Origin of the sequence: Kutzneria sp. 744 (assembly GCF_000568255.1) — a bacterium.
Lineage (GTDB): Bacteria > Actinomycetota > Actinomycetes > Mycobacteriales > Pseudonocardiaceae > Kutzneria.
Genome location: NZ_KK037166.1, coordinates 6,255,596 through 6,273,382 on the forward strand (window position 1 = coordinate 6,255,596; position 17,787 = coordinate 6,273,382).

The 17,787-nt window shown below is 66.5% G+C and carries 21 protein-coding genes; 11 read left to right on the forward strand and 10 right to left on the reverse strand.

Features of this window, described 5'->3' with window-relative positions; genetic code table 11:
• Window positions 1-173 precede the first annotated feature (173 nt).
• From KUTG_RS66445 to KUTG_RS28410, 3 genes are all read left to right on the forward strand, one after another.
• Complete coding sequence (locus KUTG_RS66445; protein ID WP_084581355.1) at window positions 174-968, forward strand: transposase family protein; 795 nt, start codon at window positions 174-176, stop codon at window positions 966-968.
• Window positions 965-1,486, forward strand: a complete 522-nt coding sequence (locus tag KUTG_RS28405) for an HARBI1 family protein (RefSeq protein WP_198047336.1) — start codon at window positions 965-967, stop codon at window positions 1,484-1,486. The genes KUTG_RS66445 and KUTG_RS28405 overlap by 4 nt, the downstream gene beginning before the upstream one ends.
• An 841-nt stretch (window positions 1,487-2,327) precedes the next feature.
• The gene (locus KUTG_RS28410; RefSeq protein ID WP_043721089.1) at window positions 2,328-2,567 is read left to right on the forward strand and encodes a hypothetical protein; all 240 of its coding nucleotides are present in this window, start codon (window positions 2,328-2,330) and stop codon (window positions 2,565-2,567) included.
• Between the two features lie 35 nt (window positions 2,568-2,602).
• On the opposite strand, the gene KUTG_RS28415 is transcribed toward KUTG_RS28410, so the two are convergent.
• Genes KUTG_RS28415 through KUTG_RS28420 form a run of 3 tightly spaced genes read right to left on the reverse strand, consistent with a single transcriptional unit; the run spans window position 2,603 to window position 6,103 of the window.
• Window positions 2,603-4,327: a tyrosine-type recombinase/integrase gene (locus tag KUTG_RS28415; protein ID WP_052395506.1), complete on the reverse strand. Its 1,725-nt coding sequence runs from the start codon at window positions 4,325-4,327 to the stop codon at window positions 2,603-2,605.
• The gene (locus KUTG_RS53965) at window positions 4,282-4,935 is read right to left on the reverse strand and encodes a hypothetical protein (RefSeq protein ID WP_052395507.1); all 654 of its coding nucleotides are present in this window, start codon (window positions 4,933-4,935) and stop codon (window positions 4,282-4,284) included. Before KUTG_RS53965 ends, KUTG_RS28415 begins: the two co-directional genes overlap by 46 nt.
• The gene (locus tag KUTG_RS28420) at window positions 4,925-6,103 is read right to left on the reverse strand and encodes a tyrosine-type recombinase/integrase (protein WP_043721091.1); all 1,179 of its coding nucleotides are present in this window, start codon (window positions 6,101-6,103) and stop codon (window positions 4,925-4,927) included. Before KUTG_RS28420 ends, KUTG_RS53965 begins: the two co-directional genes overlap by 11 nt.
• Window positions 6,104-6,253: 150 nt before the next feature.
• On the opposite strand from KUTG_RS28420, the gene KUTG_RS28425 reads away from it, so the two are divergent.
• From KUTG_RS28425 to KUTG_RS28435, 3 genes are all read left to right on the forward strand, one after another.
• Window positions 6,254-7,228: a hypothetical protein gene (locus tag KUTG_RS28425; RefSeq protein ID WP_052395508.1), complete on the forward strand. Its 975-nt coding sequence runs from the start codon at window positions 6,254-6,256 to the stop codon at window positions 7,226-7,228.
• Between the two features lie 214 nt (window positions 7,229-7,442).
• A complete protein-coding gene (locus KUTG_RS28430) occupies window positions 7,443-8,054 on the forward strand; it encodes a hypothetical protein (RefSeq protein ID WP_157494819.1) in 612 nt (203 codons plus the stop codon).
• Window positions 8,055-8,135: 81 nt separating this feature from the next.
• On the forward strand, window positions 8,136-8,690 hold the full coding sequence (locus KUTG_RS28435; protein WP_052395509.1) for an Imm21 family immunity protein: 555 nt from the start codon (window positions 8,136-8,138) through the stop codon (window positions 8,688-8,690).
• An 8-nt stretch (window positions 8,691-8,698) separates the two neighbouring features.
• Here the strand turns inward: KUTG_RS28435 and KUTG_RS59055 are convergent, their stop codons facing one another.
• Window positions 8,699-9,136, reverse strand: a complete 438-nt coding sequence (locus KUTG_RS59055) for a hypothetical protein (protein WP_157494820.1) — start codon at window positions 9,134-9,136, stop codon at window positions 8,699-8,701.
• 10 nt (window positions 9,137-9,146) lie between these two features.
• On the opposite strand from KUTG_RS59055, the gene KUTG_RS53975 reads away from it, so the two are divergent.
• The gene (locus tag KUTG_RS53975; protein ID WP_052395511.1) at window positions 9,147-9,578 is read left to right on the forward strand and encodes an ISL3 family transposase; all 432 of its coding nucleotides are present in this window, start codon (window positions 9,147-9,149) and stop codon (window positions 9,576-9,578) included.
• Window positions 9,579-9,873: 295 nt separating this feature from the next.
• Here KUTG_RS53975 and fxsT read toward each other — a convergent pair whose 3' ends face one another.
• The 3 genes from fxsT to KUTG_RS65360 are packed head-to-tail and all read right to left on the reverse strand — an operon-like array spanning window position 9,874 to window position 12,767.
• On the reverse strand, window positions 9,874-12,165 hold the full coding sequence (gene fxsT / locus KUTG_RS28445; protein ID WP_084579880.1) for an FxSxx-COOH system tetratricopeptide repeat protein: 2,292 nt from the start codon (window positions 12,163-12,165) through the stop codon (window positions 9,874-9,876).
• 51 nt (window positions 12,166-12,216) lie between these two features.
• The gene (locus KUTG_RS59060; RefSeq protein ID WP_157494821.1) at window positions 12,217-12,639 is read right to left on the reverse strand and encodes a hypothetical protein; all 423 of its coding nucleotides are present in this window, start codon (window positions 12,637-12,639) and stop codon (window positions 12,217-12,219) included.
• Window positions 12,636-12,767, reverse strand: a complete 132-nt coding sequence (locus tag KUTG_RS65360) for a hypothetical protein (RefSeq protein ID WP_255360944.1) — start codon at window positions 12,765-12,767, stop codon at window positions 12,636-12,638. Before KUTG_RS65360 ends, KUTG_RS59060 begins: the two co-directional genes overlap by 4 nt.
• A 12-nt stretch (window positions 12,768-12,779) precedes the next feature.
• Between KUTG_RS65360 and KUTG_RS59070 the strand changes: the two genes are divergently transcribed.
• Window positions 12,780-13,298 (forward strand): hypothetical protein, encoded by a 519-nt coding sequence (locus KUTG_RS59070; protein WP_157494822.1) that lies wholly within the window; start codon window positions 12,780-12,782, stop codon window positions 13,296-13,298.
• 180 nt (window positions 13,299-13,478) lie between these two features.
• On the opposite strand, the gene KUTG_RS28455 is transcribed toward KUTG_RS59070, so the two are convergent.
• Both KUTG_RS28455 and KUTG_RS28460 read right to left on the reverse strand, forming a co-directional pair.
• Window positions 13,479-13,826, reverse strand: coding sequence for a hypothetical protein (locus KUTG_RS28455; RefSeq protein WP_043721096.1), 348 nt, complete (start codon window positions 13,824-13,826; stop codon window positions 13,479-13,481).
• 4 nt (window positions 13,827-13,830) lie between these two features.
• Window positions 13,831-14,544 carry a maleylpyruvate isomerase N-terminal domain-containing protein gene (locus tag KUTG_RS28460; RefSeq protein WP_043721098.1) on the reverse strand — a complete coding sequence of 238 codons (714 nt, stop codon included), beginning with the start codon at window positions 14,542-14,544 and terminating at the stop codon, window positions 13,831-13,833.
• Window positions 14,545-14,620: 76 nt separating this feature from the next.
• On the opposite strand from KUTG_RS28460, the gene KUTG_RS28465 reads away from it, so the two are divergent.
• Together KUTG_RS28465 and KUTG_RS28470 are read left to right on the forward strand one after the other, a co-directional pair.
• Window positions 14,621-14,938: a type VII secretion target gene (locus tag KUTG_RS28465; protein ID WP_232240989.1), complete on the forward strand. Its 318-nt coding sequence runs from the start codon at window positions 14,621-14,623 to the stop codon at window positions 14,936-14,938.
• Window positions 14,935-16,905: an alpha/beta hydrolase gene (locus KUTG_RS28470; RefSeq protein ID WP_043721101.1), complete on the forward strand. Its 1,971-nt coding sequence runs from the start codon at window positions 14,935-14,937 to the stop codon at window positions 16,903-16,905. Before KUTG_RS28465 ends, KUTG_RS28470 begins: the two co-directional genes overlap by 4 nt.
• A gap of 29 nt (window positions 16,906-16,934) precedes the next feature.
• Here the strand turns inward: KUTG_RS28470 and KUTG_RS59075 are convergent, their stop codons facing one another.
• Window positions 16,935-17,174 carry a hypothetical protein gene (locus KUTG_RS59075; protein ID WP_043721102.1) on the reverse strand — a complete coding sequence of 80 codons (240 nt, stop codon included), beginning with the start codon at window positions 17,172-17,174 and terminating at the stop codon, window positions 16,935-16,937.
• Window positions 17,175-17,383: 209 nt separating this feature from the next.
• Here KUTG_RS59075 and KUTG_RS28480 point away from each other — a divergent pair, with 209 nt between their 5' ends.
• On the forward strand, window positions 17,384-17,737 hold the full coding sequence (locus tag KUTG_RS28480) for a spore germination protein GerW family protein (RefSeq protein ID WP_043730915.1): 354 nt from the start codon (window positions 17,384-17,386) through the stop codon (window positions 17,735-17,737).
• The last annotated feature ends 50 nt before the right edge of the window (window positions 17,738-17,787 follow it).

The window sequence follows — 17,787 nt, forward strand, 5'->3', positions numbered from 1 at the left end:
AACACTCATTGACGTGATCTCACCAAGATCGTCGCGTTGAAAATCGAACGAATGCATACGTGCGAGCTGCGTGGGCGGGTAGGTCGCTGACAGACCGAGCCCCGCGAAGATGGCCGGGGAGCCCCTGGTAAGACTGGATTTGCGAAGATCAAGTCCGAACCAGAAGGCTCCCCGTGATCACGTATCCTGCCACACTCGACGTGCCCCGCGAACTGGCCCAGCACCTCGGCCGACTCTTGCAAGCCGAACGCCGCCGACGCGGCACCCGCACCAACTCCAGGGCGCTGACCTGCTTCTGGCACGCGGTATTGGGCCTGCGCTGGTTCCGCCAGAACGCCGACATCACCACACTGGCCCGCGACCACGGCATCTCCCGCGCCACCGGCTACCGCTACCTCGACGAAGTGATCACGGTCCTCGCCGCGCAGGCCCCGGACCTGCACGACGCCCTCCAACAAGCCAAGGACGCGGGCGCGACTCACGTGATCCTGGACGGCAAGGTCTTCTCCTGCGACCGCTACGGCGAGAAAACCCTCAGCGTCAAAGGCGAGCCCATCGACCTGTGGTATTCGGGGAAAGCCCATGAGCACGGCGGCAACATCCAGGCGCTGTCGGCGCCGAACGGCTTCCCGCTGTGGGTCTCGGTTGTCGAGCCGGGCTCGGTCCACGACCTAACCGCGGCCCGGGAACATGTTCTGGGCGCGTTGTACTGGGCCGCCTCGCAACTGGGTCTGCCCACGTTGGCCGACGGCGGCTACGACGGCGCTGGGATCGGCGTGCACACCCCGGTCAAGCAGCCGCCGGCGACCAGGTGCTCGACGCGGACAACTGCGCCTACAACGCGCTCACACGATATACGCCTCAGATACCGCTACCTCGACGAAGTGATCAACGGTCCTCGCCGCGCAGGCCCCGGGACCTGCACGACGCCCTCCAACAAGCCAAGGACGCGGGCGCGACTCACGTGATCCTGGACGGCAAGGTCTTCTCCTGCGACCGCTACGGCGAGAAAACCCTCAGCGTCAAAGGCGAGCCCATCGACCTGTGGTATTCGGGGAAAGCCCATGAGCACGGCGGCAACATCCAGGCGCTGTCGGCGCCGAACGGCTTCCCGCTGTGGGTCTCGGTTGTCGAGCCGGGCTCGGTCCACGACCTAACCGCGGCCCGGGAACATGTTCTGGGCGCGTTGTACTGGGCCGCCTCGCAACTGGGTCTGCCCACGTTGGCCGACGGCGGCTACGACGGCGCTGGGATCGGCGTGCACACCCCGGTCAAGCAGCCCGCCGGCGACCAGGTGCTCGACGCGGACAACTGCGCCTACAACGCGCTGCTACGGGGTCTGCGGTGCCTGGGCGAGCGTGGGTTCGCCGTGCTGACCGGGCGGTGGCGCGCCCTGCGGCACATCACCGCCAGTCCACGCAAGATCGGTGACATCGTCAAAGCCGCACTGGCGCTGACACATTTCGAACATGGCCGGCAGACCTGAAAGTCGCTGAGATCACCTCATTGCACCGCTTTGGGAGGAGGAGCACCACATCGAGATTGCAGTCGCGCAAGTTGATGCGGCTGGGTCGGTTCTTGTCCGCTCGGAACTGCTGTCGTGCTGGCCCTACCGATACGACGAACTCGAAGTCGAGTTGCGCCTGGTCGGACTTCGGACGGAAATGAGCACGTTCAACCCTGAGGCCGAGAACTACATGGTGGTGGCGAGCAAAGTATAGAAATCGGGCTCAACTACCCGGAAAGCCAGTTTCGATCATTCGCTCATCGACAGAAGAGGGCATTCGCGGCAGGAGGAGCTGACGCGCGGGCACCGTTATCGAGAACGTGTTCTAACAACGACGCCGAGCTGCAAGGTGGTCCTATCGCTGGCAACACGGTGGTCCCACGACTCGGCAACTGACGGATCCCCGTGCCACCGCGCCGCGCCGTTCAACGCGCCGTGCCGACGTCGCGGCATGACCAGCACGGTCGCGCCGCCCGACGAACCTACAGCGATCACTGACCGTGCAACTGGCCGCCAGTGGGGATCGAACTGGCCGTCCGTGGGTGGCCGTCCGCGGGGAATTCCGGCTGGCCGCTGACAACGGTCGCCGCTCCACTCGCACCCATCAGCCAATCTCCCAGCACGGTTGGTAGCGCGAAGCGGAGTTCGAAGGCATCCGACCAGCGGCCCGTGCCGCTGTGTGCGCCACACCCTGGCCCCACAGGCCGGACAGCCACGGACTGTCCGCTATTGAGCTGATCCTCGCCGCGCGTCCGTAACAAGGGAACCGCGTCCGCCGCTCTCCACACGTCGGACTGACACGAGGAGAGAAGGGGCGCGCATGTACGACGCGATCGCGGAGGCGCCGCGCTCACCGTCCGACTGCGACGTGTGTGCGCTGGCCGAGCGGATCTTCGCGGACGAGGAGCAACTGGCTGACTCGCCCGAAAGTCTCATCGAGACACTGCACGATGACATTCAACAGATCCTTGCTGTGGTCGGTCAGTCCAACGACCATCACGAGCGCTACCGCGCCGCCTGCTTCCAACTTTGGGGGCGGGAACGGGTCCTCCGACGATGATGAGTGATGAATCGACGATGACGTCCTCGACGGTGCTAGATGCGGCAGCGAGGAAGGTACGCACCAACGTAGATGACGGTCCAGGGCTGGACATTAACTCGCACTTGTGCAGGCTTGAGCGATCGGGAGGTGCTGACATGGTGGGCAACCCAGAACACCCCAGCCGCATCCGCACCTCCAGCGGACGCGGCGTGACCTACCACGAAATCGCGCCACTCTTCGGCGGTGGGAGCGTTGTACTCGTCGTCGGGGCGTTGCGCCCGTCGCCGGTCCAGGAATTGCTGATAGTGAGCGACGACGTCCTCGTCGAAGACGGCGACATAGCCACGAGTGGTTTGCGTGTTGAGGTGACCGAGCAGCGCGGCTCCGATGTGGATCGGCAGGCCGTTGTTGACCAGCTCGGTGGCGAACAGGCGGCGGAAGTCGTGTGGGGCGAAGGTGATGTCGGCGAATTCCGGATGTGTCTGGGCCAAGGCTTTGGTGGCTTTCCGGATGTAGCCCGCGATCGCTTCCATGGACAGGGCTCGACGGCAGGAGTTGCGCAGGCTCTGGAACAGGTAGGGCAGCGGCGGGCTCCAGATTTTTTCGTGGGTGTCGTAGCGCATCGCGACTGGAACGGTGCCGTGGTCGCGGGTGTGTCGGCGGATGATCTGCGCGAGGACGTGGAACAGCTCCGCGGACATCGGGATCACGCGCTCCCGGTCGCTTTTGGACGGCGTGACGACCAGCAGCGCGACGACTTCACCGTTGGGGCGCTGGTAGTTGCGCACGGACAAGTGGGTCAGCTCGGTCAGCTCCTCGACACGCAGTCCCGCCAACCGCAGGGTTTCGACGATGGCCCACTGCCAGAACGCTTGATCTTCCTCATGGGAGAGGCGGATCAGCTCGCCGGTGTCGCGGTTGAGGACTCGGATCGGGGCGTGTTCGGGATTGGTCCATTCACGACGGTCGCGGTCGCTGGCGGTGCGCTGGTAGGTGATGCCCGTGACGGTGAACTGCTCGCCGATGTCGACGGCGCGGGTTGCGTCCAGCAGTGTGCGCATGTTGTTCCAGTGGTCGTTGACGTGGCCGGACAGGATCGGCAGCAGCGGTTGGCGTTCGCGGGTGCGGTGGGCCATCCGTTCCTGCAGCCGTCGGCGCCGAACGGGGAGCTTGCGCAGGTCGGCGTCGCGGATGGGGCTGGGCGCCACCCAGCGTGCCCACCGCTCGGGTTCGGCCGCGGCCCAGGTGTGCAGGTCCAGATACAACGATCGGATAGCCACCATCGGTCCGTCCACGTTCAGTCGGGGGTGACCGTTGGGGAGGGTCCGCAGCCACTGTTTCCAGGTGGCGATGGTGTTCTCGTCCAGCCGCAGGTCGGCCTGGCTGGGGTTGATCGTCTCGATCTGCTTCCAGAACGTGAGGGCCAGATAGCGTGCGAGGTGTTCGGTGGCGGCGTAGTCCATTTCGGTGGCGCGGCGGGTGATGTAGTCGACGAGCAGGTCGCGCACGTCGGTGTTGCGCAGCCGGTGCCGGTCCACCAGTTCGCTGACGCTGCGTTGGCCTTTGGTTATCGCGGCGCGCAGGGTGCGGGGAGCCGCCGCGGGGAACTGCCCCATGTCATAGAGCACCGGCCACGCCTGCGTGGCGGCGAAGGACCCATCGCCAGGACGTGTCCCGCGCGTCAGCCCGTACTTGCGGCACTCGGTGGCGTAGTGCAGCAACGCTTCCGGTGTCAGCTCGGCCAACTCGATGCCGAAGACGGTCTGCGCGCAGCACACGTCGACAGGGCGTCGTGGTGTCGTTCCCGGCTGACGGGCAGTGCTTCAACCCGGCGGCAGAACTCCTCCAGCAAGGGATCTCGCGCGATGGTGCGGAACCACCGGGGATAGCAGGAAAACAGGTAGGACCGGAACGCGCGCAGGCTCGGCTGCACCAGGCGCACCGCGAACGCATGCCCCGCCGCGGCGTTGAGCCGGCGACGCAGCGTGGGACTGACTGTCGTCGCCTGGGCGGTCACCGTGGCACCAGGCTCATTCAGCCCGGCGGACTCCCACCGCTGCTGCCAGGTCTGCCCTGGATAAAGCTCCAGGTGGGTCAGCAAACCCCTTATGCCCCAACGGTTATGGTTACGTGTGTCCGGCGCGCCACCAAGGGCTTCGGTGACCAGCGACGCGACCTCTTCCGCGTTCGCGGTGGTCAACTCGCCCACCGGGGCGGGTGGCTTGACAGGTCGGGGCGGTGGCGCCGGGACGAGCGCAGTCGGGGCGAACCTGTCGTCGTTGGCGTAGACGAACTCGTGCCGGCGGACCCGACCCGTCGCCACCACCCCCACGGTGGCCTCGCCCTGAGCGCCGGCGCCGGGGCTGGCCTCGGTGTCACTGGGCACCGAACACCGCCTCGACATCAGCGGGGTCATAGCCGGGGTTCCACTGCACCGTCGGGCGAGGCCGCTGGTAGTGCTCGGCCAGCTTGTCCACCAGATCCTCGATACCGACCACGGTGTAGAGGGCGGTGGTCGTGATATGCGCGTGTCGCAAGATCGTCTGCACCTCGACCAGCGTCAGCTCCGGGTCACGAGCCAGCCGGGTCGCAGCCGTGTGCCGCAGATCGTGCAAGGTCCAGTTCGCCCCCAGTGCGTCGCTGGCCCGTTGCATGATCCGCCGGGCCGCCCAATACGTCAGCGGCCGAACAACACCCCGACGTGTTCGCCAGACCAGGCCGTTGTCCTCCGGCAGCCCCGCTTCCTCCACATAGGCGGCCAGGTATGCCAACGCCTCCGGCGAGACCGGAACCTGTTGACGGACCCGGCTTCCCTTGGAGACCACCCACAACCGGCCTCCGGACCAGTCCACATCGCCCAGCCTGACTCCCAACAGCTCCGACGCTCGCGCGCCGGAGGAGACGTAACACGCCAGCAACGCCCGATCCCGGGTGCAGCCCATCCGCGCGAACAACGCATCCCACTGCTGATCAGGGATCGCTCGCGGACGGCGAACCGGCATCTTGGGCCGCAGCCGAGCACGACGGAACCGAGGCATGGCCTCGATCGGCGAGTGGTGCGCCAACGCGGCACGACGAGCGTTGTTCTCCGGCACCGGATTGGCTACCGGACCACGCCCGAAGTGCGCATGGAATTCGTAGAACCCACGTACAGCGGTCAGGTTATGGGTGATCGTCGCCGGGGCGTACCCGGCCGCCGGCATCTGCTTGCCCGTCACCGGATTCACCGACCCCGGCGGATGACCACCCTCCTTGCTCCGACGGCGTTGCGGATTACGCGCCGACCGCAGCCAGCCCACCAGCGCCGCCGTCTCCGCCTCGGTGGCCTGTTCCCAGCCGACATCGACCGTCCACAGCACCCGGAACCAGCGCAGCAGGTCGTAGGCGTAGCTGCGGCACGTCAGCGCGCTGGCGTCGCCGAGCATCAAGTCGCGCAGATAGTTGCCGATCGGCACGATCTCCTGGCCGGCGTCGTCGCGCACCAGCCACGGAAAGAGCTCACCCGGGCCAGCCACCACCGCCCCCACCGTGGGCAGAGCGACCCGTCCCTCCATCAACTCTCGATGCACCCGGGAGAACCCGTGATCAGAATCCATGTCCCGACATCGAGCGACTCCAGCCACAGCTTGAGTCCCTCACCCAGTTGGTGCAGTCAACGGAGCAACCCGAAGTACACCGGGTATCAGGTGTGGAACCGTCGGGCGATGAAAGACCCGATCCACCCCGGCAGATGCAATCCGCCCAGCGAGTGGGTCTGGTCCACGCAACCAACGCACCCCACCATCATCGAACTCGCCACGTTCAAGGCCGCTCTTGATGTTGCACCGAAACGTGCGCGCTCCCGCAGCGACGCTATCCCCGGCTCGGCCAACCGGCACCGGCAAACCAAGAACGTCTATCGACTGCGCTCATACATCGTGTGCGAGCTGTGCGGCAAGCGCATGTCCGGCAAAGTGCGGCACGCCAACGTGTACTACAACTGTCAACCGCGCGGAGCGTGTCGGCCAGAGGGGCACCCACCGACGGTCTGGCTTCGGGAACGAGAGCTTCTGGCCGCTGCGACCGACTTCTTCAACACGCACGTCTTCGGCCCTGACCGGCAAGACCTGCTCGCTGCCTCCGTCGCGGCCGCCGATCTCGACCAGACCCGAGCGCACGAGGAGAAGATTGCGGCGGTCGAACGCAGCATCGACGACCTCGGGCTTCGCCAGGAGCGCCTCCTGCGCACGCTCGAGGAGCGCGACGACCCAACCGGTGCCGTCTTCGACCTACTCCAGCAGCGTTTGACCTCTCTGTCCACAGAGCATCGCACCAAGCGCGCCGAGCTGGCCCAGCTACAGAAGTCCGCGCCGCCGCCTCCAGCCAACGCAGTCGACCTCATTCGCTACCTGCCCGAGACCACGCTTGACCTGGCGGCCCTGCCGCACCACCTGCTTCGGCAGCTGTGCGACGCCTTCGCCCTGAGCGTCACCTACAACAAGCACGCCCATCAGGCGCACTTCGCAGTCGACATCGCCGCCCGCACTCTGCCGCACATCCAGCAGATTGTGGGCTCATCCTCGCTGGGTGACGCGGAAATGCTGTCGACCGCGTCATCGGGAGTATCGCCGTCCACGCGCGCAGACGCGCGCATCAGCACCCTGGAGAGCCTGCGGATCGCGGCAACGCTGTCCCTGTAACAGGCGTGCCGAAGTTGCGCGCCGCACGTGACTATGGCGGTGTGAAGCGACCGCAGATGTCTGGGAGTTGTGACCGCACTCCCCGCTCAGCTTCATGATCAATGTCGGTGTGAAGTGTCCGCAGCGCGCACCAACGGTGGTCATCCGCCTCCTGCCAGACTTGTCGGAAGGTCGGCGTAGGCACTGTGGCCGGAGGATGGAAGGGTTGCGAGGTATGGATGACCGCCCCGCACAAGTGTCCCGGTCGGCGAACTTCGTGCGGTGGAAGACAACTCACCGCCACGCCTCCCGGCTGACCGCGTTGGCGGCACGCTGGACCGGCCCGGCCGGGCCGCTCGACCAAGACCAGCGGTGGGCTGATGCGCGACGCCTCCTGCACGATGACGCACTCCCGACCGCTGACCGGGTCGCCGGGCTCCTGGTCTTGCTCTATGCCCAGAAGCTCAGCACGATTTGCGCGTTGACCACCCACCACGTCCGCCATGAAGAAGGCAGGACCCTTCTCGTCTTAGGCAGCAGGCCCATCGCCTTGCCCGTTCCGCTGGACAGCCTCGTCAACGAGTTCACTACCGGCCGCAAGCGACCGAGCGGCAGTCTGATCCATGTCCCGTCAGACTGGCTGTTCTCTGGACGGTGGCCAACACAGCCGCTCACCGAAGGCTCCCTAGCCCGACGACTCCACGCCCACGGGTTGAGGCCACGCCAGAGCCGGAACAACGCGTTGTTCGCGCTGGCCGCCGAAGTCCCGGCCGCGATCCTGGCCAAGACACTGGGCATCCACATCAAAGCTGCCATCCAATGGCAGAGGATCTCAAGCGGAGACTAGACTTCCTACGCCGCCGACGTTAGACGACGCACACTTTCCCATGAACACTGACGAAACCCAGCCCATCGACAGGAGAACACTATGGGCGCCACCTGGATTACGTCCCTCGGCGGCCCGCTGATCCTCATACCCGAATCCGCCTGCCACCTCTGGGGCGGCGCCCCACGCGACTATCCCGACCACGAAGGCGACTACGGCCGCGCCTGTGCCGTCGACGACTACATCGGACTCATCGATGTCGGGCCGACCACAGCACTGGTGCTCGGCGACATGCCTGCCAGAACGACCTTCCTGCCAGAACACGGCGTCATCTTCCGAGAGATCGCGGCCGACGACAGTCTCGCGCCCGCAGCAACTGTCGCCAGGCTCCTGCCCCAGATCGAATGGGAACCCGCGATCAACTGGGAGATCACTGAGCCTGTCATCCTGTTCGACTCGGTCTACGACTACCCACATGTCATCGATGCCGCCGAGGACAGACTGCGCCTCTGCCTTCCGCCAGGCCACTATGACATCCAAGCCGCCTACGTCGAGATCCCCGACGAGGCATACCTCATCCTGGTCCGCCTGCTGACATCCGGGGATGCAGCAGGACGACACTCAAGCAGCACCCATTCCGGTAGTTCCAATAGCTGACCTCACCATTAGAAGGCGCGTGAGCGGGCGCGCCGCAGGTCCGGCAAGTGGCTGACCGGTGGCATCTGTGGCACGGGCTGGCCGGCTACGTTGAGAAGACCGTGGTCCGCCATCGCCACGACCTGCGCGACCTCGACGACGATACGGCGGAAGCCGACAAGATCGTGGATGTCGAGCAGATCGCCGCTACCGCAGAGATCGACCGGGTGGAATCCTGGGCCATCGTGGTTCGCATCCGCGAGCAGCACGCGGCGGTGCACCAGCACCTGGCGGCGGGCGCGTCGATCAGCGCGACCGCGCGCACACTCCGGCTGGATCGCAAGACGGTGCGACGCCTGGCGCGCGCGGCCAGCGCCGATGATCTGTTGGCCAAGCAGCGCGACGGCCGTCCGGGCCCGTTGGAGCGGTTCAAACCGTATCTGCCGACGGTGGAACCAGGGGTGCACCACGGCAACGGTGTTGTTGGCGGAGATTCGCGAGCAGGGCTACATCGGCAGTTACCCGGCTCTGACCCGCTATCTGCGCCTGTTCCGGACGGTCGGCGCCGCGCCACCGGCCACACCGGCGTCGCCGAAGGTTCGCGACGTCACCAGGTGGATCCTGCAGAGCCCCGACATCATCGACGCACAAGACAGCGTGCGCCTCAAGGAGATCCTGTTTCGCAGCCCCGCCCTGGACACGCTGACCGGACATGTCGCCGCGTTCGCGCAGATGATGATCGGACTACGCGGTGAACGCCTCGACGACTGGATCGCCGCAGTGGAGAACGACGACTTCCCTGAACTGCACTCCTTCGCCGCCGGACTCAAACGCGACCACGCAGCAGTCCTTAATGGACTGACTATGCGCCACGGCTCGGGAGCTGTCGAGGTGCCGTCGGACGCTTGAAATCGGTCAAGCGGACCATGTTCGGCCGGGCGAAGTTCGACCTCCTCCGCAAGAAGGTCCTCTGTCGGATCTGATCCCGCCGACAGTTGATCACGCAACCTGCGCCAGGACCACTTTCACAGAGCGCCGTCAGCGTCGAGCAGAGCCCGCACTCGATGCCGGCCAAGACCATCGACATCGGGTTCGACGGCTGGATCTTCCCGCGGTCAGGTGGCATTCGTGTGGGTTTTGGGCAGCGAGGTGGACGCGGCGGCTCAGGCGTCGCAGGCGGTTCATCAGTAGCGGTGTCGATGCCTCAACTCATCGCCTTCCAGTAAGCGACGTTGGCGATTGTGCGCGCAGTGTCAGGATGATCGGGACCCAGCATCTCCAAGCAGTCCGCGAGCAGTTCTTCGAATGCCGACACGGCCGCAGCCGGATCACCGGCTTCTCCACGCCACCTTGCGATGTTGCCGCGGATGATGAACATGTTCGGATGGTGAGGTCCTAGCACGCGGAGATGGTCAATGAGCAGCTCCTCAAACGCCGCCAGAGCGGTGACCGGATCACCGGCTTCCCCGCGCCACCGTGCGATGCTGCCGCGGATGATCAGCGTACCGGGGTGGTCCGGGCCCAGCACACGCAACTGATCGGCCAACACCGCTTCGAACCCCTCGATCCCACCGTCGATGTCGCCGCTGTGCGCACGCCATCGGGCGATGTTACCGCGAGTGATCATAGTGTCGGGGTGATCGGGCCCCAGCACTCTTAGCCTGTCGATCAGAAGCTCTTGGCAGGCAGTCAATGCACCGTGCACATCGCCGCTCTTCCCGCGCCAGTAGGCGATGTAGTGACGGGTCATTAGGACGTCGGGGTCATGTGGGCCAAGAGCCTGTAGTTGGTCGGCAAGCAGTTCCTCACCGGCTGCCAGCGCTCCGGTCACGTCGCCCGTTTTTCCTCGCCAGTAGGCGAGGTCGATGCGCGTGGCCAGCGTACGCGGATGATGTGGTCCGAGGGCCTCCAGCTGATCGAGCAGTAGACTCTCGCACGCGGTCGCCGCGGCGGTCGGATCACCGGCCCGCCCGAGGCATCGAGGGAGGTGACCGCGGATCGCCAGAGTGTCGGCGTGGAGTGGCCCGAGTCTGACGAAAGCGCGGGTCGCGAGTTCCTGGAAGTACCTCGTCGCGTCGCTGACCAACCCGGTCTCGACAAGGCTTTCTCCAGCGCGTAGGAGGAGTTCGTGGGCACCTGACTCCCAGAGGTACTCACCGCAAATCTCGTTCAGCGAGCTGGCATTGGCGCGCAGTACCTGGGCCAAGGTGGTGTCTCGATCGATTGTCGGCCATATGTGGAGCACTGCGGCGACAGCGGCGTGCGCCGCCGCTGCCTTCCGATGCTCGGGTAGGTTATCTCGCGTTGCCCGCTGTACCAACGCGTGTACACGAATCCCCCGTGGGTTGGAGACTCGGTCTGATGTGATCAAGCTGAGCCGTTGCAGGCACCCCAGACCGTCCTGGGCATCCTGCGCGCTCACCTCACGCTGGAGGTGCGTGGCGAGCAGTTGCAGAACCGACGGCGCGCTGAACAGTTCGACTGGGATTCCATTGGAGTCCAGCATGCTGGCCACCGTGAGTAGGACTCCTGCGACGCCGGCTGGCGCTAGCCGATCCGCTTGTTCCACGGACAGGGACCACGTGGCTGCCAAAGTCACCTGATAGTCGTCCGGCAGCGCTTCGTCGTCCGGCAGCAGCGAAGTGAGGAGATTCCGGCGATCGACCCACCGGGCAAGATATTCACTGCACGACAGCTCGCGGTCCAGCATGTACGCAGCGGCCTGAGCCAACGCCAACGGAAGGTGGCCCAGTTCGCTGGCCAGAGCGCTAGCACCCTCCATGAGGTGAGCTCTGTCCACCAGGACTCCGGTCAGATAGCCGAAGGTCTCGGTATCGGTGAACACCTCGATCTCGACGAACTGCCGTCGGTGACCGCGCAGCGCCGCATCACGTCGCCTGGTAGTGACGACAACGCGCCCCCATGGCGCTTCCGGCGGCCACAATCCGTTCAGGTCCGAGGGGCGCTGGAGATCGTCGAGCACAACCAACCATCGGGCCGAAGCGTTCGCCAGCCACTCCAGGAGCCTCCGGGCACCCCGATCACGGTCTTGATCCTCAATCCCCAACAGCACCACTGCCAGCCGCGCGTAGCTTGAGACGATCGCTTCCCGGGATCCCGCACTCACCCAGACCAGCAAGTCGGTCTCGCCCGCAGCCCACGTCCGTTCAGCGAAATCAATGGCAATCTGCGTTTTCCCGACACCGCCCATGCCCGACAGTACTGTGGTCGTGACCGTTTCATCGGTGACGGTTGCCGAGTCACGCGGCATGACGAACATGCCCGGTCTAGCTGTCTGGGAGCGGCGTTGAAACGCCAGTGCCCTGGGAGGAACGATACCCGCCCGATATGGCAGCTCGACCGTTGACCGCGAAGCCGGCCACGGTCCCGACGTCTCTGGTTGCTGATACAGATGCACCTCATGGATGGTGCCCGCCTGCACTGCCATCTCCACAGTACCGCTGATCGTATTCGCCACATCCTCCGGATCAGCCATGCTCCGAGTCTGCCGCCGCCTTTGATCCGGTGAAGGAACACTACACGAACATCACCCTAATGGACTATGAGCCCGGCGCATTCCTCGGAAGGTGTTTGAGATTTTCAGGTAGCAAGGCCGAAGCGGTGTCGCTCCGCACGAACGGCCGGAACACGACGAGCGATACGGGGATGCCCACCGGATGAAAGCTTCGGACGTGGCGAGGTGAGGTTCGTAGTCCCGTGCCAGCCACCGGTAACCGATCAGCCACGCCAACTTCCATTCCACCGCCACCTGCGCGGCGATGACCGAGAACCCCTTCTGATCAGTGGATTGGTGGACGATCTCGATGGTGGTGCTCAGCGTGGTGCGGGCCCATTCCGCCAGCGTCTCGGCGAAGTCACCGTCATCCCCGGTCTGCGCACCACGCCAACTCGCCGCACGTACGCGCGGAACCTGACGGCTGGCGTCGAACTCAAGCTCGTCAACCTTCACGATCCGGGCGGCTCGTCGATCCCGGCCGTGCGCAGCCGGGCGACCACCTCCGCCGTGCGGACAGGGACGCGCTCGCCGGTCCGAGCATCCCACTCCACCACCAGATTGGAGATCTCCAGCACGGCCACGGGTGCACTCTAGTGATCAAGTTCGCGATGAGGCGCCCCCAGCCTTCCGAAGCCGAAGCCGACGACCAGACCGCGGTTTACGGGGATGCCGCCTACGGCGCGGGCGAATTGCCGACACGGCTGGACAACGCATCCATCCACAACGGACTCAAGGTGCAACCGCCGGCCTGGATCAAGGGACTCTTCCCAAAAGACCGCTTCACTTTCGATCGTGACGCCAAGGCCGTCGCCTGCCCGGCCGGGATCACCACAACCATCCGCACCCTGGACCACCGGCGCCACGCCGGGATCGCCGAGTTCGACACCTCTGCACCACATGCTCACTGGCCACTGGCCACCGGATGCTCCCGACTGGAAAGCCGACGACCGGGCCACCCACCCGAAGGTGGAACGCAAGATCGGGCATCTGATGCGACGGCGTCACGACGGACGCCGCGCCCGCGTCAGCGGGCTGGTGAAAGTGACCGCGGACTTCTCATCGCTGGCCGCCGCGGTCAACCTGGCCGGCTCGGGATCGCCTCGGTGACATGAGGATGGGCCACGATCACCGTCTGATCGTGGCCCAGGGCAGGTCCATCACGGCCACCAGCCAGCCCACCACGCCCTGTCGTGCTCGCTGCCGCGCGTCTACCGGACACACTCGACTACCGTCGGCGGCAGCGCTGGCGGCGCTGGACACGTGCCCTCAAGACCCCGTTCGACACCAGCCACCTAGCCCGCCGCTCGACGGCAGTCGCTGAGCACGGGCTCACGCAGACGTTCCACGATCGGGGCCATCCGCTCAATGTAGGCGCAATCGAGCAGGTCCCCTTTGCGCACGTCCTGCGGTGCCTGACCACGGTCGAGGCTCAGGGCGCTCGTGGTCAGCGTTTGCTTCGCCGTCTGGTCGCCGCTGGCGAAGTCCACCGCCAGCACAGGATCGCCAGCGCCGGCGTAGGTCACCCGAACCGTCGCCCGGCCCTCGGCAACGACCGATCCACCGTACTGGATCCATAGATAGCCGCCGACCAGCGCGAGGAGCAGCACTGGCACCAGGATCAAGAACACCCGAAGCGGCATGCCGTCAGTATCCCGTCCGCAGCGCGCCGAGCACGGCCGGATCCCCCTGACCGGTGAGCTCAAGACGCCCCCAGAGCTGGTAGAACAGCGACGACGCGGTAGCGGTCAGGCGCGCGTCCGCGGGTCCGGAGTGTCGTTCGACGGCGGGCACCTCGCCCGGCGTGAACCGAACCAGCCATGCCTCCGGCCCGTCGCTGCAACTGACCAGAGCGGTGCCGACGGTATGGGACGGCACGTCGCCGGTGGTACGGGCAGCGAGGATCGTGCCCAGCGCCTCTTCCACACCGTCGACCGCCTGGTCACGATCGGTCGGCACCAGGGCGACCAGCGCGGCCTGCGCGTCCCACCGACGCAGCGTCAGCTCGTGGGCGACACGGCGCAGCCAGACCCAGGCCAGATCCGGCGCGGCCGGTGAGAACGTCCACACGGGACGGTTCCGCGGCACGGTCGGCAGGATCTCCCCGGCCGCGGCCAACTGCTCGTCGAGGTACGCCAGCGGGTCCGGCTCCGACGGCGGCGGGAGCGGCGGCAGCGGCACGGTGCTGCCACTGGTCAGATACGCAATCGTGGACTCGAGAAACCGGCTGACATGCAGCACCAGCTGAGTGAACGTCCATCCCGGACAGGACGGCACCGGCGCGGTCGGCTCGGCGCGGCCGACGGCTTCCCGGAACATCCTCGACTGTTCGGTGAAGACCGTCACCCAGGGAACTTCCACGGCATGTGCCTCCCAGCTGGCGAATCCGACATACTGACTGTAGTCGGCAGCGTTCGCACGGTGAGGGAGGATGCCGGTGTCCGAGGGGTTCGGCGTCGATCCGGAGGCCCTGCGCACGTCGTCGCAGCAGGTCAAGGCGGGGGCCGATGCGGTGGGCGAGGCAGCGGCGCTGCTGGCTCTGCTCCAGCTGGACGCCGACGCGCTCGGCACGGTGCCGGCCGCCGGCCGTTTCGCCGCGGCCGTGCAGGCGTTCACAAGCACGCACAGCGCGGACCAGGAGCACGGCTCGGCCTGGATCGACGAGGCGTCGGAGAACTTGACCAACACCGCGGGGCTCTACGAAAGCGCGGACAACGACGCCGCAGCCGGAATGCGGAAGGCCGGTGGCCGGTGAGCAACGACCCTGTCGAGCTGTACGCCCAACTGGCAGCGGCCGACGCGGACCGGGTGACGGTGGCGATCGATCCGATCACCGCCTCGATCAGCGCCCTGGACCGGGCGGCCGAGTCCGTGCACACGGGGACCGCCACCGCGACCGGCGCCTGGACCGGCCAGGCGTCGGACGCCTTCGCCGAGCGAGCCCAGCTGACCACGAACGCGATCAACGCGACCAAAGACAATCTGACTGCGGCGACGGCGGTCCTCCGCTCGGTCGCCGCGCACTGCGGCGACGTCCGGGCCGCCGCCGACAGCGCGATGAGCGACTGGTTCAGCAAACCGCCCGGCCTGCCCGGGCCGGAGGTCACGAAGCTGGCCGACCGGATCAACCGTGAGCTGGGGGAACTCGCCCAGCGCCACGAGCAGGCCCTGGACGCGGCCGCCGACCAGCTGAACCGACTCCAGCCCGGATTCGCGCAGAAAGCCGGGACCGCGCCGTCCTGGGCGGCGACCGCGATCCAGTCGGTGGCCCTGCCGCCGCCGGGCACGAGCCCCAAGGACATCGCCCGCTGGTGGGCCGGCCTCACCCCGCAGCAGCGGGATTCCCTGCTGGCCAAGAACTTCGACGAGCTGGGCCGGATGCGCGGCCTGCCCGCCGACGTGCTCAACGCCGCCAACCGCCGCCGCATCGACGTGGACAGGCAGCGCTTCGCCGAGCAACGCGACACCTTGAACACCAGAGTTATCCAACGCGCGGAGCAACTGGGACTAAACCCCAACGACGAGGAGAAGCTGCGCGAAGCGAACGACCCCGAGCTGTCCAGCCTGCTCAACGACCGCCAGGACGCCAATCGCCGCCGGCAGAACGCCGACAACGCCGCCCTACGGCTCGCCGACGCCGACAGCAAGAACAAGGGAGACGGCGTCTACGTGTTGTCCTGGGATCCGGATGGTCCCGGACAGAAACAAGGCACAATGGCGGTGGCCTTCGGCAACCCCGACACCGCCACGAACGTCGCCGTCTGCGTGCCCGGCACGACCGCCACTCTCGGCAAGGACGGCTTCGACCTCGACCGCGCGGCCAACCTCAAAGCGCAGATGGATTCCACCGGCAGCGGCAACTCCGTGATCCAGTGGCTTGGCTACGACGCCCCCGATTCGTTGATAGGCAGCCAGGTCGTCAGCGCCAAGGATGCCGACGACGGCGCGCCGCGCCTCGTCGCCGATGTCGACGGCTACCGAGCCGCCGCCGAGCAAGCCGGCAACCACCAGCACCTCACCGTGATCGGCCACAGCTACGGCAGCACCGTGGTCGGCAAGGCCGGCATGCACGGCCTTGCCGCCGACGACATCGTGTTCGTCGGCTCACCAGGCGTCGGCGCCTCGAATGCGGATCAGCTTTCAGCCGGCGACGGCCACGTGTGGGCCGGCGCGACCCGACACGACCCAGTCGTACAGGCCACCCAGGGCAGTTGGTTCACCGAGGACGGCTCGGGCCGCGGCCCGTACGACAGTTCTTTCGGCGCAAAGCAGTTCGGTGCCGTCGACAATTCCTGGACAGGCAACGCGCACTCCGAGTACTACGAGCCTGGCTCGGAATCGCTGCGCAACCTCGGCGACATCGCCACCGGTCATTACGGCCAGGTCTCCCAGCAACAATGGCAGGACAACCCGCTGCCACCGGAAGCCGCCTCCAGCATCCCGGTCATCGGCAACACGGCAGGCACCCTGTTCAAGGACAGCGCCCAGACCGCCACCGACATCTACCAGGGCGGTCAGCAGACGGCCAACGACATCCCGCAAGGCCACTGGGGCGACGCCGCCGAGCACGCTGCCGGCACTCTCGGTACCGCCGCGGTCGACACGGCCGACACCGCCGCCGATGTCGCGGTCGACACCGCCGGCAGCGTCATCGAGACCGGCCGGGCCGCGGTCGACGGAGTCGGCTGGACCTGGGACCACACGCTGGGATCCTGGTTCTAGCTTGAGTTTTGACCCCCGCATGAACTCGTTCATGGAGCGGTGGGGTGCAGGAGTTGCGCCACGAACTGCTCGATCGCAGCCTGATCTGGAACCACCGCCATCTCCTGCGCGTGCTGGGAGAGTTCGAGGACCACCACAATTGGCACCGTCCCCACCAAGCTATGGATCAGGCAGTGCCGCTTCGTCCGGTTCCACAACCAGTGGCCGATCCGGGCGGGGCCGCAGGCCGGGACGTACGCCGACACGACCGTCTCGGGGGAATCATCCACGAGTACCAGCGGGTTGCCTGACCTGCGCGGACGTAGTTTCTGGCAGGCGCAACCGCCACCACGCACGTGGTCATCGCTGCGATGCGTACGGCTCGAGCGCCCGCGAGACGGGCACATCTGCTGTTGTGAGGCGGGACTTTGGGTCCTGTCCGTCGGCCGAGGCAACCGGCGAATGTCGATGTCGAACAGGCAACGGGCAGGAGGTCATGATGAAGATCGAAGATTTGCTGGACAGCGCGCGTGAGTCGGTCTCGGTGCGACGGGTCTATGGCGAGCCGGTCCAGGACAACGGCCTGATCGTCATCCCCGCGGCCAGTGTGGGTGGCGGTGGTGGCGGCGGCCAGGGCCACGACCAGCGTGGCCAGGACGGCGAAGGCGGCGGCTTCGGCCTCACCGCACGACCCGTGGGCGCGTACGTCATCAAGAACGACAACGTGCGCTGGGTGCCGGCGGTGGACGTCAACCGGCTGGTGGCGACCGTCGGAGCCGTCGCCATCGTGGGCTTGCTGGTGGCTGCCAGGATCGTCAGGGCACAGTCACGCAGGGCAGGACAGCCCGCGTGAGGCAGCCAAGAAGGCGCCGACGGACCGGGACGAAGCCGACGGCCCCGCGG